Origin of the sequence: Kribbella albertanoniae (assembly GCF_004348455.1) — a bacterium.
GTDB classification, from domain to species: Bacteria; Actinomycetota; Actinomycetes; order Propionibacteriales; family Kribbellaceae; genus Kribbella; species Kribbella albertanoniae.
This window is the reverse complement of the sequence record NZ_SMKA01000222.1, coordinates 1-16,445: the sequence shown is the minus strand read 5'-3', so window position 1 is coordinate 16,445 and position 16,445 is coordinate 1. Positions and strand designations below refer to the sequence as shown.

Here is a 16,445-nt window from a genome sequence, read left to right as displayed (position 1 = left end):
GTTGTGGAGGGCGTGGGAGAGGAAGGTGGTGAGGTAGCCGTTTTGGACGGTTAGGGCGTGGCGGGGGTTGGCGGTGCCTAGGGCCAGGCGCTTTTGGAGGGGCCAGGCGAGGTAGTAGGTGCCGTAGTCGGTGAAGTTGAGGTGGCGGGTGTCGGGGATGGTTGCGCACCACGAGGTGTTGTTGCTTGCCTTGAGCAACGAGAGGGCGCGGGCCCGGTCGGTGTCGGCCTTGGCATTGGGGCCGCAGACGCTGGTGATGCAGGAGTCGTCGGCGCCGAGCAGCATGAACGGTGCCTGCACGCCCTTCTTCACCGCCTCGCCGAACTGCCGCCCGTCCAGGTCGACCGCGGCCGCACAACGCGCATCGGTCCGGCAGGCTTCCAAGGCAGCGGCGCCGCCGAACCCATGCCCGACGTACGACGGACCGAACGTCGGATCCACGCTGTCCGGCAACTCCTTCGCCACCGTCGCTGCCGCGAACCGCGCATCGGCCGCCCACGTACCGACCAGATGCTCACCGGTCTGCAGCGCACCGGGTGAGTTGTCCTCGGGACTAGGCGGTACGGCGGCCGGCATGCTCTCGATCGTCTGCCCGCCAAGGACGGTGAGCTTCGCGCTGTACGTCGGTGTGACGCCGACGACGACATATCCGTGGCTCGCGAGGTTCTCCGCGAGCGTCGCGTACATCGGCGCCGACAGTCCTTCCCCGGGCAGCAGAACCACGACCGGGAACCGGCCCGGAGCGACCTCGGCGTGATCCAGCCCAGGGTCCCGCAGACTGTCGAGCGGCCCCTGCAGGATCGACAGCGGACCCTTCTCCTGCAGGCCGCTCCACTGCCCCGGCGCGTAGGCCACCTTGCGTCCGCTGACCCCCTTCGCCACCGGGTACCAGACCCAGACGGCCAGCCTCCGCGGCCCTGCGACGTACGGGTCCTTGCGGGCTGTGTCGCTCCACTCGAAGGTCTGGCGGCCGACCTGCAGTTGCCCGGTCGGTGCGGGTAGAGACACCGGTTCGGAGCGCTGGACGAGCACCCAGCCGACGTACCCACCGCCGCCGACGACCACCAGCAGGACCAGAATCACGAGGCCGGTCCGCATCTTCCGCAAACCCCTGCGAGCCATCGGCGTCACTCTCCTCTAGCGGACTTGTAGCGAACCCTGTAGCGGACAGAACCTGACCGCTACCTACTCGATGCTGGTGGACATGAACAAGAACCCTGGTGGGAAGTCGACCGTCACCCCGTACATCGTCGTTCGTGGCGCAGAGCAGTTTCTCGCATTCGTGGAGCAAACGTTCGACGTGCGCGCGTCCGGCCGGTTCCCAAATCCGGACGGAACGATCGGGCATGCCGAGATCACGGTGGGGGAGTCGGTGCTGATGACCTTCGACGCGCAGCCGGACTGGCCGGTGACGCCCAGCTTCCTGAGTGTGTACATCGAAGACGTCGATGCAACGCTGGCGCGGGCGGTGGAGGCCGGTGGCACGGTCGTGACCGAACTGATGGAGTCGGGGATCACCGGCGATCGCGGGTGCCGGGTGAAGGATCCGGTCGGCAACATCTGGTGGCTGCAGACACACCTGTACGACGTCGACTACGCAACAATCGGCGAGATTTTCGCCGACCCGGCTGAGGCAACGAAGATGCAGTACGCGCAGGAGTCGTTCGCAATCGAGATGCGCAGCAGAATCTAAATCCAGGGGAGCGCGGACCGCTCGGTCCAGTACTCCTCGGGCTGCTGGACGAACTCGCTCAGCGGCCCGTCGGCCCGGAAAGCAAGATTGCTCTCGAGCTGTACGGCGGTCGTCGCGCCGCTGAGGACGATATCCGCCCAGGGCTGCGCGACCGCCGTACCGATCGCCAGTGAGTCCGGAGCGATGTCGTGCTGGCGAGCGAACACGTTGAACGGCGTCTCGCCCGCCTTCGCAGTCAGTCGCCCGTTGGCTACCGCTTCCTTCACCACCACGAACCAGCCGGCGTCGTGCGCTTCGGCGAGCGCGGCGCCGGCCGAGGTCTCCAGCACATTCCAGGTGGACTGGACCGCCGTGAACGGTCCATCGAGTTCAAGTGCCTTCCGCAACGCAGCAGCCTGCTGCGGTCCGCTCGTCGACAAACCAACCCGTACGCCGGTGTCCGCAAGCTCGCGTAACCGGTTCAGCAACTTCTCGTCGTCGAGCGCCGGGCTGTCCGTCGTGAGGCTGTGCACGAGATAGAAATCCGGCGCACCGCCCAACGCCTGCAAGGTCTCCGGCCACTGCCGCTCGAACGTCGCGAGCGTGTGATCCTTCACCTCGTGCGTCTCGGCGTCGTGCCGCCAGTCCGCGACGTAGGTGTAGCCCCACTTGGAACCGACAGTCACCTGAGCACGACGTTCCGGGGTCAGCCATTCACCGAGGAACTCTTCGGCAAGCCCGTACGAACGCGCGGCATCGAAGTAGCGAACACCCGATCGCCAGGCCAGCTCGAGCAGTTCGTGCGTGCGCTGCCGAAGATCCTCGACCGCCCGACCGGCGGGCAGATCTTCGTCGTGTCCGAGATTGATGTACCCCGGCCGACCGAGCGCAGCCAGGCCTAGACCGATACGAGCTCCCATACCTTCGATCGTAGATGTCGACGGCAACAACTCGGGAGACGCGCCGCGTTGCCAGGCACGAGGTGCGGGGAGTCGTCTAGCGTTTTGTGGTGTGAGTGAATCTCGGTTGCCACCTCCAGGTACCGTCGTCCGCCGGACGACGGCTCGTGTGCTGCCGGTGCGTCCGGACGGCAAAGTGCTGTTGCTGCACGGCTGGGATCCGCTCAAACCCGACGTTCCGTACTGGTTCACGATCGGCGGAGGTGTCGAGGCCGGCGAGTCGATCGCGGATGCCGCCTGCCGCGAGTTGCGCGAGGAGGTCGGCATCGTGCTGCCCGCCGACGTGCTCGGTACGCCGGTCGCGGCGAACACGATCGAGTTCGAGTGGGGTGGCGCGCGGATGATTCAGCAGCAGACGTTCTTCGCGGTGGCGGTCGACGCGGTCGACGTCACGTTCGCGAACCAGGAGGAGCTGGAGCTGCAGACGATCAGCGCGCACGGCTGGTGGTGGGGTGACGACCTCGAGGCGACCGGCCAGGCCGCCCACGTCACGATCCCCGGTCTGCTCCGGCAGGCGGCCGACGCGATCACTCTGCGCCGCGCGTCCTGAACCAGCTGTTACCGGGAGCGGGCTTCCTTCAGAACCTTCTTCGGAACCTTCTTGTCGACCTTGTAGTGCACCCGGTCGAGGCGCTCCGCGCAGCCGGCATCAGCGAGCCGCTTCAGGACGACCGGGCACTTCTTGCACCTCGGCTTGTCCTTGCAGCACTTCTTCTTCGCAGTCATTTCCGGCACGGGCCGAGCGTAGGTGAGGCAAACCTAACTGTCTAGTTGAGACGGCAGGGATCGTGTCGGACGTCACGCCAGCTGTCCGGTGAGCACGCTCCGCGCCTCGACCAGTGACGGCCCGTACCAGGTCAGATGCCGCCCCGAGACGCACTTTGCGGGCTGCTGAAATGCCTCCGGCCCGTCATCGGGTGCAAACGCATAAGGCTCGTCCGGCAACACCACCACGTCGTACGGCGGCAATGTTTCGGGGTCGAACCGTGGATAGCGTTCGCCCGATTCCGCGAACACGTTGTCGACCCCGATCCGGGTGAGCAGATCACCGGCGAACGTGTCCCGTCCCAATGCCATCCACGGCCGCCGCCAGATCGGTACGACGGCACGACGACGCGGACCGGAGTACGGCGTACTCCACACTGCTCGTGCATCGCGCAACCATCGCGGCACGTCGCCGGTGATCGTGGTGAGCAGTTCGTCGAGTTGATCGAGTGCTTCGTCGACCGTCGTCATCGACGTCAGCCACACGTCGATGCCGAGTGCACGCAACGCGTCGAGATCGACTGCGCGATTCTCTTCGGCGTTGGCGATGACGAGGTCCGGCGCGAGTTCCTGGATCCGTTCGAGATCAGGATTCTTGGTGCCGCGAACACGGGTCACGTCGAGGTCTGCGGGATGCGTGCACCAGTCCGTTGCGCCGACGAGAAGATGTGCGTGCGTGACTGCGATCGACTCCGTCAACGACGGCACAAGACTCACTACACGCATCGCTTCAACTCTCCGCTCACTGTGTCGACCGTTCAGGCTGTTGCCGAAGACAACACTGTGCCAAACGGCCGTTCGACACGACTTTTGTGCGCGTGTCGTGAAGAAATTCTGGAAGCCCTTCGGTGTCCTTCGGGTGTCGTGGAAACCCTTCTGCACAACGCTTTTCGGAAATTCTTCGCACTGTTGGCCGTGCGTCGCCTTGACCCGAAGGTGTTTCGGGTGCTTTACGAAGCCACCAAGTGTTGTCATCATCGTTGTCGACGAGGAATCCACCGTGGTTTTCCTCAGCCGCACAAGGAGGCAGAAGTGCCAGCCAAGAAGGCAGCCGCAGGGAAGGCGACAGCCAAAAAGGCTTCTCCCGCCAAGAAGACTGTCGCGAAGAAGACCACCGCCGCGAAGACGACGACCGCGCGGAAGGTTGCAGCGAAGAAGACAGTCGCCAAGAAGGTGAGTGCGGCAAAGAAGACCGCCGCCAAGAAGACGGTGGCGAAGAAGGCCCCGGCGAAGAAGGCCACCGCCAAGAAGACTGTCGCGAAGAAGGCGCCGGCCAAGAAGGTCGTCGCCAAGAAGGCGCCGGCGAAGAAGGCCACCGCGAAGAAGACGGTTGCCAAGAAGACAGTGGCGAAGAAGACCGTGGCGAAGAAGGCTCCGGCCAAGAAGGTCGCCGCGAAGAAGACCGTCGCCAAGAAGACGGTGGCCAAGAAGGCCCCGGCGAAGAAGACGGTTGCGAAGAAGGCTCCGGCCAAGAAGGTCGCCGCCAAGAAGGCCCCCGCGAAGAAGGCCGTTGCCAAGAAGGCTCCGGCGCGGAAGGTCGCGGCGAAGAAGGCCCCGGCCAAGAAGACGGTCGCCAAGAAGGCCCCGGCCCGCAAGGCCCCGGCTCGTAAGGCACCCGCGCGGAAGGCGCCGGCCCGTAAGGCCGCTGCCCGCTGATTCCGTACCCGAAAAGCCGAAGGGCACCACCGTCGCGGTGGTGCCCTTCGGTGCGTCCGGAATCAGTCGTCTTCCCAGTCCTTGTTCTGCTTCTCCCAGGCCTCGTTGCGTTCCTGCGCTATTTCCAGCGCCCGGGCCGCTTCTTCCGGTGAACTGTAGGGTCCGAGCCGGTCGCCGGACTTGGCGCCCTGGTACGGCTCGACCTCACCGGTCTTGGTGTTGAAGTACCACTCGTTACTGTGATCGTCGCTCTTCGGCATGACCACCTCCCGGAAGTCTTGGCACGCGTTACTAAGATGTTCCCACCATGTCGATCCTTACTCCCGGCACCATCTCGCCGCGCCGCGAAGTTCCTGCCGTCATTCCGCGCCCCGAATACGTCGGCAAGCCGGCCCCGACGCCGTACGACGGTTCGTACGTGACAGCGCCGGAGTTGGTGGACAAGATGCGTGTGGCGAGCAAGCTCGCCGCGCAGGCGCTGCAAGCTGTCGGTGCGGCGGCGAAGCCGGGGGTGACGACCGACGAGCTTGATGGGGTCGGTCATGACTACCTGGTCGAGCGCGGTGCGTATCCGTCGACCCTGGGCTACCGCGGTTATCCGAAGTCGTTGTGCACCTCGGTCAACGAGGTCATCTGCCACGGCATCCCGGACGACCGCCCGCTCGAGGACGGCGACATCCTCAACGTCGACATCACCGCGTTCCTCGACGGTGTGCACGGGGACACCAACGCCACGTTCCTGGTCGGCGAGGTCGACGAGGAGAGCCGGCTGCTCGTCGAGCGCACGCACGAAGCGCTGATGCGCGGGATCAAGGCAGTGAAGCCCGGTCGTCAGGTCAGCATCATCGGCCGCGTGATCGAGTCCTACGCGAAGCGCTTCGGGTACGGCGTCGTCCGCGACTTCACCGGGCACGGCATCGCGACGTCGTTCCACTCCGGCCTGATCATCCCGCACTACGACGACGAGCGGTTCGACGACATCATCGAGCCGGGGATGACGTTCACCATCGAGCCGATGCTGACACTAGGGACGTTCGACTACGACCTGTGGGACGACGGCTGGACCGCCACCACCAAGGACAAGTCCCGCACCGCGCAGTTCGAGCACACGCTGGTCGTCACCGACACCGGCGCCGAGATTCTCACCCTGCCATGAATCTCCAGCAGTACGAGCGGACGCATCTGGCCGGCATCGTCGCGTTGTGCGATGCCGAGGGCTGGCCGAGCTTCGGCTCCGACCTCGACCGCGCGCACGCGACGCTGACCGCGCCGGGTGTCACGAGCGTGGTCGCACTCGACGGTGAGCTGGTGATCGGTTTCGCCTACCTGCTCAGCGACGGCCACATCGCGTCGTACCTGTCGATGATGGCAACCCACGTGGACTACCGCCGGCAGGGTGTCGGGCGGGCGCTGATCGACTACGCCCACCCGCTCACCGGTGCGCAACGCATCGACCTGGTGACGGACACTGCCGAAGCCTTCTATGCGTCGTACGAGCATCACCGCACGTTCTCCGGCTTCCGCATCTACCCGTAGGGCGGACCCTTCGCCTGTCACACTGCGCTGATGAGCGAGGGTGGGGATCCGACGAGCGCTGCGGCGCCGGCCGTAACCGTGTCACGCGCGCTGCGGTCGTTGTTCGACTTCAACGACATGGGCGAGCACGAGGGTAAGTGGGGATGGCTGTGGTGGATCGCTCGGATCGCGTTGTTCGGCCTCGGCAGCCTGGTCGGCGGCCAGCTGTGGGAGCTGGCCACCGGTGACCCGGAGCGCTCGTTCCTGGAGCGCGGTCTCACCAACGCCTACATCTGGCTCACGCTGCTGACTACTGGTCTGTACGCCCTGTACGACCGGCGGTCGCGATGAAGGCGGCCAGGTCGGCGGCCTGCTGGATGCGGGACTCTTCGTGGACGTACATCATGTGGCCGGCCGGGTAGTACTTGACCTCGATGTTGTCCGTGAGTTCGCGGGGGATCTTCAGCCGGGCGAGGGTGTGTTCGGTGGCGAAGTACGGGGTGGCGCCGTCGTAGTGGCCTGAGGCAACGTGGACCTTGAGGTGCGGGTTGGTGCGCAGAGCCTCGGCAAGCTTGTCGGCGACGGTGATCTGCTGCCCCTCGAACTCCTTGTAGGACCAGTTCTTCGCGGCTTCCCAGCTGAGCGTCTCGTACGGCAGGTCGTTCTCGTAGCCGAGCTCGGAGCGCACGTAGTGGTTCAGCGCCGCACTGTACGGACCGATGATCGCGGCGAACGACGGGTCGTTCGGGGTCGCGTCGATGGCGTAGTCGACCTCCCAGCCGGTGAACCGGCCATCCAAACGACCGACGGTACGGCGCTGAGACCGCAGCAGCTCGGTATAGAAGCGCTGATGCTCGATCCGCAGATCGACGCGGTCGATGTAGTCCTCGCTCAACCCGGTCAGCCCGGCCAGCCGCGTCACCACCTCGGCCCGGTAGTCGTCCGGGATCCGGTTGCCCTGGGCAAGCGCATTCGGATACCGCCCGGCCGCGAACCGCTCGGCATCCGCGAGCAGTTCATCGAGCGTCCGGTCCGGGACCAACCCGTGGTAGTGCGCAATGGCGGCGTACGTCGGGAGGAACAGTGTGTACGGCAGATCGTTGCCGGGGGAGAAGTCGAGCGTGCCGAACTCCAGTACCGCGGAGATCAGCATCACGCCGTTCAGATACATCCCATACCGCGTCTGCAGATGCGCGGCCAGTCCGGCGGCGCGCGTCGTACCGTAGGACTCACCAGCGAGGAACTTCGGCGAGATCCACCGCCCGTTTCGCGAGGTCCACAGCCGGATCACCTCACCCACGGACTCCAGGTCGCGCGTGAAGCCGTGGTACTCGCCCGGCTTCTCACCCTCGACCGCCCGCGAGAACCCGGTCGACACAGGGTCGATGAAGACCAGGTCGCTGTGCAGCAGCAGGCTCTCGTCGTTGTCCACCAGCCGGTACGGCGGCGCTGCCACCGAACCGGCGTCACCGGAGACGACCCGCCGTGGCCCGAGCAGCCCAAGGTGCAGCCAGATGCTCGACGAACCGGGCCCGCCGTTGAACGCGAACGTCACCGGCCGCTCGGCCGCATCGGCGTCGTCCAGCGTGTAGGCGGTGAGGAAGACCTCGGCCTTCGGCTGATGCCCGTCGGACTTGCCGTCGGTCACCACCTCCTCCCGCAGCACGATCCGCCCGGTGGTCGCGGTGTACTTCAGCTCGCGCCCACCGATGGTCAGCGTGTGCCGCGTCGCCACCAGATCGTCCACCGGCGCCGCCGGCTTCTTCTTCTCGTCGGTCGCGGGCTCGGCGCTGCCGTTCTCATCCTTGGCCATGCCGAGCACCTTAAATCACCACCCAAGCCGACCAGCAGCTCCCTGTCTCACGCCACCACTGGTGGCGGGAGACAGGTTGTCAGGGCCGGGGACCCCGCACCACAGGTCTCCGGCCACCACTTGGTGTCTCCGGCCACCACTGCTGGCGTGGGCCGGGCTGGTGGGGCGTGAGACAGGTTGTGGGGGCCGGGGACCCCGTGCCATAGGTCTCCGGCCCCCACTTCGTGTCTCCGGCCACCACTGGTGGCGCGGGCGGGTCGGTTAGCTGAGCGTGAAGTTGTCTACGTCGAACAGGGCGCCCGCTCCGCCGGCGAAGGTCAGGAACAGAGGGCCCGTGCCGGGGGTCAGCGTGGTTGAGACGGTTTGGAAGTTCTCCCAGCCCCCAGTGACCGGTACGGCGACCGTCCCGAGCACCGGTCCGGTCGCGGAACTCGATCGGACCCGGATCGTGCCGCCCGCCCCGCCCGACGAGATGCGGGCGCTGAAGGCCGTCTTGCCGGCCGTGTTCACCTGCGCGTAGCCGGCCCAGTCGCCGTTGTCGATGTAGCCGAGTGTCCGTCCGCCACTGGCACCGTTGTGCGGAGCCACCTGAACGCCCGACTGCGACGTGAACGCTTCACCCTCGATGGGGATGACGGGCGGCGTGGACGCGGCGCCAGCGGCGTACTGGATGCCACCCAGCAGGTGCTGACGGAATGCGGCATCGCCGTACGACTCGATCGTGTGACCGAAACCGGTGTAGAACGATCGGCCGGAGCCCTGCGCGTGGTACCAGGCGATCGGATGATCACCCATGTTCCCGCCGCTGTACGTCGACTCGTCCAGGTTGATCAGCACGCGCACGTTCGGCCGCGGGTTGGTGCGGTAGTTGTACAGCTCGTCCGTCCGCACCCACGTCGCACCGAGATGGGCTGTCGATTGATGCGTGCGGTCCTCGACGCGTGCGGTCACCTGCTGGATCGCGGGGTGACTGTGGAACCACGCCCCACACAGTTGCCCGTAATACGGCCAGTCGTACTCCGTGTCCGCGGCCGCGTGCACACCGACGTACCCGCCACCGCCGTTGATGTACGACTCGAAGGCCGCCTGCTGGGTGTTGTTGAGGATGTCCCCGGTCGTGCTCAGGAACACCACGGCCTTGTACGCCGCCAGCGACGACGTGGTGAACACATTGCTGTCCTCGCTCGCGGTCACGGTGAACCCGTTCGCCGCGCCCAGATCCCGGATCGCCTGGATACCGGCCGGGATCGAGTCGTGCCGGAATCCGGCCGTCTTGCTGAACACCAGCACCTGGTACGGCGCCGCGCAGGCCGGAAGGGCGTTCCAGCCGACGGCCAGCGCTCCACCGGCGATCAATGCGGTACGACGTGTGAAAGTAGTCATGGCAGGCCCCTCAGGGAGTCACGGTGAAGGTGTCGACGTCGTACAGATTTCCGGCGCCGCCGACGAAGGACAGGAACAACGCGCCACTCGCTGACGCGTTCAAAGTGGTCGAGACGGTCTGGAAGTTGTCCCAGCCGCCAGTGACCGGTACGGCGACCGATCCGAGCAACGTGCCGGTGGCCGAGCCGGCGCGGATCTGGAGCGTGCCGCCCGATCCACCCGACGAGATGCGCGCGCTGAACCCGCGCATCCCGGTCGTGCTCACTCCGGAGTACCCGGCCCAGTCGCCGTTCTCGATGAAGCCGACCGTCGCGCCTCCACTGGCGCCGGCATGTGAGGCGACCTGGACGCCGGACTGCGAGGTGTACGCCTCACCCTCGGTCGTGCTTCCGCCAGAGCTGGACGTGTTGAGCGTGAAGGCATCGACGTCGAAAAGGCTGCCTTGACCGGTGACGCCCTTGAAGACCAGGAACAACGTGGTCGTCCCGGCCGGCCTGTTACTCAGGTTGGCGGTGACGTTGGTGAACGTGTCCCAACTGCCGGTGTTCGGCACGGTCGCCGTACCGAGAAGCGTTCCGGTCGCCGACCCTGCGCGGACCTCGAGCGTGCCACCAGGACCGGCCGAAGAGACGCGTGCGCTGATCGACGTGGCATTGCTGACTGCGTAGGGCGTGTAGGAGATCCAGTCGCCGTTGTCGATGAACCCGGCTGTCTTCCCGCCTTCGGCCGTTCCGTGGTCGGCCAGCTGGATTCCGGACTGCGCGGAGAAGTGCTCGCCCTGGCGGTGCCGCGGCTGCAGCTTGTGCTTGTCGACCGAGGTCAGCCCGCCGTTGTCGGTGTACGACGCGGTGAAGACGCCGTACACGTTGGCCGCCGGATCGTGCTCACCATCCACCGGTACGGCGATCGATCCGCTGCAGCCGGTCTTCGAGGTGATCTCGTGCTCGTGGGCGTCGTGGCCGAGCCAGTAGGTCACCTTCACCCGGGAGCAGTCGACCGTGCCGTCCTCCGGATCCGTGGCCGTCACCTGGAATGGAACCGTGTCGCCGAACGAGAACAGTTGTCCGTCGATGGGTGTCTGCAGTGTGACGGTCGGGGCTGTGTTGCCGACGCTGATCTGGACGTTGGCCGAGCCGGTCAGCCCGGTCGGGTCGGTCACGGTCAGCGTCGCGGTGAAGTTGCCTGCGGTGTTGTAGGTGTACGACGGGTTGGCCTGCGTGGATGTGCCGCCGTCACCGAAGGTCCAGCGGTAGGTCAGTGCGCCGCCCTCGGGATCCGAGCTTCCCGCGGAGGAGAACGCCACTGTGAGCGGACGCCCGCCGGAGGTCGGCGTACCGGCGGCTTTGGCGATCGGGTTGCGGTTCTGAGCGCCGATGTACTCGATCCGCCAGAGTGCTTGGTTGTTCGAGCCGGTGCCGTAGTCGAGCACGTACAAGGCGCCGTCCGGGCCGAAGGCCATGTCCATCACCTGGGTGCCGTTCCAGGGGAAGGCACCGATGTCGCCGACGCCGCCGGTTCCGGTCACCTCGATCGCCTTGATCCACTGGCGGCCGAGCTCACCGGCGAAGTAGCGGCCGTTGAGCGAGGCGGGGAACTTCACCGGCGAGTTGAGATTGGCGTCGTACCGATAGACAGGCCCGCCCATCGGTGACTCCGAACCGGTGCCGAACTCGGGCGGCGTTCCGGCGTCACCGGCGTACCGGATCCAGGCGGGTTGGGCGGGCGGCAGTGTGGTCCGGCCGGTGTTGCGGAAGGAGTTGTTGGTGGCTCCGCCTGCGCAGTTGTACTTGGCACCCGAAGGGCCGCTGGGGAACTGGAAGTCGTTGTAGGTCTCTTCGGTGGTGTTGTTGCCGGTGCAATAGGGCCAGCCGTAGTTGCCCGGCGCGGTGATCCGGTCGAACTCGACCTGGCCGTTGGGACCGCGGTTCGGGTTCGTGACACCGGCGTCGGGGCCGTAGTCGCCGAGGTAGACGATGCCGGTCGCCTTGTCGACACTCATCCGGAACGGGTTCCGGAAGCCCATCGCGTAGATCTCCGGGCGGGTCTGGGCGGTTCCGGGGGCGAACAGGTTGCCGGACGGGATCGTGTACGTGCCGTCGGGCTGCGGCTTGATCCGGAGCACCTTGCCGCGCAGGTCGTTGGTGTTGCCCGAGGTGCGCTGCGCGTCGAACTGCGGGTTGCGGTTGGTCCGCTCGTCGATCGGTGTGTAGCTGTCGGACTGGAACGGGTTGCTGTCGTCCCCGGTGGTCAGATAAAGGTTGCCGGCAGCATCGAAGTCGATGTCGCCACCGACGTGACAGCACTGACCGCGATCGTTCGGCACCCGCAGCACGATCTTCTCGCTGGCCAGGTCGAGGGTGTTGTTCGCGGTGAGCGTGAACCGGGACAGATGCAGCTCACCCTTCCAGGCATCCCAGGTGGCCTGGGTGCCCTCGGTCGGTGCATCGCCGTCCGGGGTGTTCAGACGCGGGGAGAAGTACAAGTAGACATAGCGGTTCGTCGCGAAGTTCGGATCGATCGCGACACCCTGCAGACCCTCCTCGTCGTGCGTGTAGACGTTGAGCTTGCCGGCCAGACTCGTCGTACCGTTCACATCTGTGATGCGGACCGAGCCGTCGCGAGCGGTGTGGATGACCGATCGATTGGGCAGTACGGCGAGCGACATCGCCTCACCGAGTTCGTTGCCGCCGGTGGCGAGCGAGATCTGCTGATAGTCGCCGGGTGGGATGGTCGACCCGGCTTGGGCGGATGCGGTGAGACCCACCGCGGCGGTCAGGACTGCGGCGATCACCAGGGAGATCCGCCGGAAACTTCTAGTGCGCATGACTACTCCGTCAGTTGTAGATGGGATCGAAGGATTCCCAGGGACCGATCGCCGTGCGGTTGGCGATCAGGGCGGCGGCACCGGCGTTCTCGGCGCAGACCAGGTTGTTGTTGATCTGCGCGCGGAAGCTGACCGTGCCGTCGCCGTTGCGGATCAGTTGGAAGGTCTCCCAGGAGCCCACGGCCGCGTTCTTGGCGAGCAGTGGGGCCGCACCGGCGTTGTCGGCGGCAACGAACAGGCCGTTGGCCTTGGCCTTCAACGACACGTTGCCGTTGCCGAGATCCGCCATCTCGAACTGCTGCGCCGTACCGATCGTGGTGCTGTTCGCGATCAGCGGCGTACCGGTTCCGGCGGTGACGTACTTGCCGTTGGCCCGTGCCCGCAGGCTGATCGTGCCCGTCCCGGCCTTCGGGAGACCGATCGTTGCCTTGTCGTACCGCCGGGCCACGGTGGCCGGCGTACCGGACAGGGCTTGGAAGGGCTGGATGGCCGAGCCGGTCTTCTCCACCAGGTAGGACCGGCCGGACTGAGCTGGGATCGTGATGGTGGGACTGGTTTGTGGCGCGACGACGGTGGCCCGGGTCTGTCCGTCCAGGACGGTGACACTCTGACCAGGCCAAGGATTCCGTACGGCGAGTTGCTGGTTCGCGCCGGACGTGATCGCGACGGTGGTCGGCGTACCGGCTGTGATCTGGACGTGGACTTTGGATTTGTGGCCGATGGCAACCGTTCCTTCACCGGTCCAGTCGCTTGGCCAAGCGGGGGCGATGCGTAGGAGGCCGTCGTAGTCCTGGGCGAGCGCCTCGGGGACGGCCACGGCCAGAACGCCGGAATGCTCGATGTACGGCTCGGAGGCCTGTTGGGAGGTGAAGCTCGCCAGGCCGGACGGGTAGACCTGGAACTGTCTGATTGCCGCTAGCAACGAGGTCTTCACTTCGGTCGCCATCCCGAGCCGGGCGGCGTGGAGTGCGTCGTAGCTCCACGTGTGGCTGTTGACGTAGCTCCGTGAAGTGAACGTGCGGCGGCCGAGCGCCGAGTTGTCGCCGATCAGATTGAACGGCCAGACCGCCTCCAGACCAATGTTCTCGAAGTTGCGCCGCTGGGCCGCGGGCTGGGTGGACGGGCCGATCATGGTGTTGCCGTTGGCATCGTTTGCCGGGGTGAGTAGCTGCGTCTGCGTTGCTGTGTCGGTCCGGGGGAGCGTCTGGATCTTCGGGATTGCCGCGTTGAGTTGGCTGACTAGCGCCGCGTCGACGTTCAGGAGCTGCGCAGCCTTGACGGCGATCGGGAAGAAGGACTGCATCGCCGCGATATCAGTGGCCGGGTTGGTGACGTCCCACTGGGTCTCGTGGGCGTTCGACCGGGTGTGCAGCTTGCCGTCCGAACCGGTGGTCGCGTGCGAGAGCAGGAACTGCGCCGCGCCCTTGATCAACGGATAGTGCCGTTCGAGAAAGGCTCGGTCGTCGGTCATCCGGTAGTGCTCCCAGACCCAGAGGCCGACCTCGGCCCCGGTCGTGACGTTCAGGGAGTTCCACATCGGCGGGATGGTCGAGTCGCAGGACGCGTTGTCGTTGCCGCCGTTGTACGTGCCGTTGCCGTTGAACCGCATCGTCTCCGGAACGCAAAGGCCCTGTTTGCCGGGCATGTGCGCGCTGGTCCAGGCCGCGATCGCGTCTCGGTTGTCGTTGTAGAGGCGGAACATCGGGTCGTTGAGGGCCGGTAGTCCCGCGGCCAGGTTGGCGGCGACCTGCATTCTGAGGTTCCAGAACCAGTAGCCGGCCGGATACCAGTCGCGCTTGTCCTGGGAGAACGTGAACAGGTCTGCGACGCCTGCTTGCGATCCGGGCAGTACGCCTCGGCTTTGGGCCGCACTCGCGTAGAGGAAAATCGTCCGCAGGTTCTCGACGTAGTCCCCGGTGCCGTCGGGTGAGGTGATCTTGATCAGGCCGGCCGAGTTCCAGTAGTTGTGCCACCACTGAAGATGGGCAGCCCGTACCTCGCCCTGCGCTGCACCGTTCAAGACGGCGTTGGTGGTGGCGATCGAGTCCCCACCGGTCCAGGTCGGTGCCGCGACGACGACCCGGAACGAACCGTCCGCATTGGGCTGGAAGGTGATCTGGCCGGTCAGGCTGTTCGGGGTGGACGCAACGACATTGCGGCCGCCTGCGGTGAGCCCGGCCAGCGATCCGAACGTGCGGCCGGATGCACCCGCGCCGTTGTTGTCGATCCACGTCTCGGCGATTGCCGCCGTACCGGCTGCTGCCCGGGCTTGTGGGGAGCGTCCGCTCCACAACTTCACCTGGGCGGTCTGCGTGCTGTTCGGGTCGGCGCCGGTGACATCGACGACGAGCTGCTGGGTATCGGCCCGGACGAACGCGGTCAGGGTCATGCCACCACCCGACTGCCGCAACATCCCGTCGTACAGATCGAGCGTGCCGGTGAAGTCAGCCGCAGTGGTGAGCCGGGAGAGTCCCGGGATCACCAGGTGACCAAGGGATTTGCGGTCGGGGAACGTGTCGGTGCGGTTGAGTTGCGCGGTGAAACCGTCGGCCGCCCAGACCGCCGCGCCGAGTGCCCCGTTGCCGAGCGGGAGGGAGTCGGCAGGGGCTGGGTTGGCGCGCTGGATGACGACGTTCGACCGCCGTACCAGGTTCGGGGTGTCGACGACGAACGAGCCGTTCTGCCAAGCCGTCGTACCGGCTGCTGCAGTCGCCTCTGTGTTCGGCGCGAGCAACGTGGCAGTCAGCAGCAGAACGACGCCGAGCCGGACTCTGGGCCGGATTCTGGGTCGGAGCCGGATTCTGGGTTTCGGCCGGATTCTGGGCAGGGGTAAGCGCACGAGGGCGTGCATCGGACCTCACTGATGAGCTTGGGGGCGGACCCATCGGCCGGGCGCGGAGAACCCTGGGTGCTATCGGATATTTCCTGCCCCGGAGCGTCACGTCAAGACTTCGTTGGGCGACCATCCAAACTATCTGCCAACTTCTTACACAATCCCACCCAAATCTTGCACCCACCCCGCCCGCCGTCTTCATCACCACCCAGACCCGGTACGACGTTGAGCACGGTTCAACCACGTGCGCGCCCAGCAGATGGTCGATAGGTGCTCAAGGCGAGCCGGCCGGCCGACCTTGAGCACGGCTCAACCGTTCCACCGGCTGCCGGATGGTCGATGGGTGCTCAAGGTGCGCCGGCCGGTCGACGTTGAGCACGGTTCGCCCGTTCCACTGGCTGGCGGATGGTCGGTGGGTGCTCAAGGTGCGCCGGCTGGTCGACGTTGAGCACGGTTCGACCGTTCCAGCGGCTGGCGGATGGTCGGTGGGTGCTCAAGGTACGCCGGCCGGTCGACGTTGAGCACGGTTCGACCGTTCCAGCGGCTGCCAGGTGGTTGGTGGGTGCTCAAAGTAGTTGCGGTCCGGCGACCGCGGCTTCACGGTGCCTGAGGCTTTCGGGCCTGTGGCTGGGGAGGGTGAGTTCTCGCCGCGTTGCAGGTGACCGTTGCAGCGGCTGGGGTTGATGCTCGCCCTGACCGGCGCAGGTTCCTCCCCAAACCGGTTTGGGGAGAGCGGGCGCCGTCCGTCGGTCCGCCTCGCTCACGGCGAACCTTCCAACCCGGTGGATAACCCTCCATCTGGGGGGTTGCCCGTCGAAAATCTCAGTGGGCAACCCTCCAGTTCGAGGGGCAACCCCGGCTGGTCGATGGCGGATGGGGACGGGGGTTCAGGCGTGCGGGGCTCGGAGGCTTCGGGGGAGGATCCAACCGCGCGGATCCGTCTCCCGGGTACGTCGGGGATGCGGCTCGAACCGGTTTGAGGCGATGCACCTCCGTATCCGCCCCGAACTGGTTTGGGGAGGGGA

At 66.1% G+C, this 16,445-nt stretch carries 15 protein-coding genes; 6 read left to right on the top strand and 9 right to left on the bottom strand.

Annotated elements, in window-relative coordinates; genetic code table 11:
* Positions 1-1,122: alpha/beta hydrolase (locus E1261_RS33630; RefSeq protein WP_132413726.1), on the bottom strand; the 1,122-nt coding region annotated here is incomplete at its 3' end.
* Positions 1,123-1,204: 82 nt separating this feature from the next.
* Between E1261_RS33630 and E1261_RS33625 the strand changes: the two genes are divergently transcribed.
* Positions 1,205-1,693, top strand: a complete 489-nt coding sequence (locus tag E1261_RS33625) for a VOC family protein (protein ID WP_132413725.1) — start codon at positions 1,205-1,207, stop codon at positions 1,691-1,693.
* Here the strand turns inward: E1261_RS33625 and E1261_RS33620 are convergent.
* The gene (locus E1261_RS33620; protein WP_132413724.1) at positions 1,690-2,592 is read right to left on the bottom strand and encodes an aldo/keto reductase; all 903 of its coding nucleotides are present in this window, start codon (positions 2,590-2,592) and stop codon (positions 1,690-1,692) included. The two genes, E1261_RS33625 and E1261_RS33620, sit on opposite strands and share 4 nt — an antisense overlap.
* A 91-nt stretch (positions 2,593-2,683) precedes the next feature.
* Here E1261_RS33620 and E1261_RS33615 point away from each other — a divergent pair, with 91 nt between their 5' ends.
* On the top strand, positions 2,684-3,181 hold the full coding sequence (locus E1261_RS33615) for an NUDIX hydrolase (protein ID WP_132413723.1): 498 nt from the start codon (positions 2,684-2,686) through the stop codon (positions 3,179-3,181).
* An 8-nt stretch (positions 3,182-3,189) separates the two neighbouring features.
* Here the strand turns inward: E1261_RS33615 and E1261_RS45550 are convergent, their stop codons facing one another.
* The gene (locus E1261_RS45550; protein ID WP_165952739.1) at positions 3,190-3,366 is read right to left on the bottom strand and encodes a hypothetical protein; all 177 of its coding nucleotides are present in this window, start codon (positions 3,364-3,366) and stop codon (positions 3,190-3,192) included.
* Positions 3,367-3,429: 63 nt separating this feature from the next.
* Positions 3,430-4,122 carry a helical backbone metal receptor gene (locus tag E1261_RS33610; RefSeq protein WP_132413722.1) on the bottom strand — a complete coding sequence of 231 codons (693 nt, stop codon included), beginning with the start codon at positions 4,120-4,122 and terminating at the stop codon, positions 3,430-3,432.
* A gap of 306 nt (positions 4,123-4,428) precedes the next feature.
* Between E1261_RS33610 and E1261_RS46105 the strand changes: the two genes are divergently transcribed.
* Positions 4,429-5,052 (top strand): histone H1-like repetitive region-containing protein, encoded by a 624-nt coding sequence (locus E1261_RS46105; protein ID WP_202875261.1) that lies wholly within the window; start codon positions 4,429-4,431, stop codon positions 5,050-5,052.
* Between the two features lie 62 nt (positions 5,053-5,114).
* On the opposite strand, the gene E1261_RS33600 is transcribed toward E1261_RS46105, so the two are convergent.
* Positions 5,115-5,312, bottom strand: a complete 198-nt coding sequence (locus E1261_RS33600; protein ID WP_132413720.1) for a hypothetical protein — start codon at positions 5,310-5,312, stop codon at positions 5,115-5,117.
* A 47-nt stretch (positions 5,313-5,359) separates the two neighbouring features.
* Here E1261_RS33600 and map point away from each other — a divergent pair, with 47 nt between their 5' ends.
* The 3 genes from map to E1261_RS33585 are packed head-to-tail and all read left to right on the top strand — an operon-like array spanning position 5,360 to position 6,918.
* Positions 5,360-6,208 carry a type I methionyl aminopeptidase gene (gene map / locus E1261_RS33595; RefSeq protein WP_132413719.1) on the top strand — a complete coding sequence of 283 codons (849 nt, stop codon included), beginning with the start codon at positions 5,360-5,362 and terminating at the stop codon, positions 6,206-6,208.
* Positions 6,205-6,588 carry a GNAT family N-acetyltransferase gene (locus E1261_RS33590; protein ID WP_132413718.1) on the top strand — a complete coding sequence of 128 codons (384 nt, stop codon included), beginning with the start codon at positions 6,205-6,207 and terminating at the stop codon, positions 6,586-6,588. The genes map and E1261_RS33590 overlap by 4 nt, the downstream gene beginning before the upstream one ends.
* 30 nt (positions 6,589-6,618) lie before the next feature.
* Entirely contained in the window at positions 6,619-6,918 is a 300-nt protein-coding gene (locus E1261_RS33585) for a hypothetical protein (RefSeq protein WP_132413717.1), read from the top strand.
* Here E1261_RS33585 and E1261_RS33580 read toward each other — a convergent pair.
* From E1261_RS33580 to E1261_RS33565, 4 genes are all read right to left on the bottom strand, one after another.
* Positions 6,878-8,380 (bottom strand): S10 family peptidase, encoded by a 1,503-nt coding sequence (locus E1261_RS33580; RefSeq protein WP_132413716.1) that lies wholly within the window; start codon positions 8,378-8,380, stop codon positions 6,878-6,880. The two genes, E1261_RS33585 and E1261_RS33580, sit on opposite strands and share 41 nt — an antisense overlap.
* A gap of 261 nt (positions 8,381-8,641) precedes the next feature.
* Entirely contained in the window at positions 8,642-9,763 is a 1,122-nt protein-coding gene (locus tag E1261_RS33575) for a ThuA domain-containing protein (protein WP_132413715.1), read from the bottom strand.
* A 10-nt stretch (positions 9,764-9,773) separates the two neighbouring features.
* Positions 9,774-12,587 carry a carbohydrate-binding protein gene (locus E1261_RS33570; RefSeq protein WP_132413714.1) on the bottom strand — a complete coding sequence of 938 codons (2,814 nt, stop codon included), beginning with the start codon at positions 12,585-12,587 and terminating at the stop codon, positions 9,774-9,776.
* A gap of 10 nt (positions 12,588-12,597) precedes the next feature.
* On the bottom strand, positions 12,598-15,321 hold the full coding sequence (locus E1261_RS33565) for a fascin domain-containing protein (protein WP_132413713.1): 2,724 nt from the start codon (positions 15,319-15,321) through the stop codon (positions 12,598-12,600).
* Between the last annotated feature and the right edge of the window lie 1,124 nt (positions 15,322-16,445).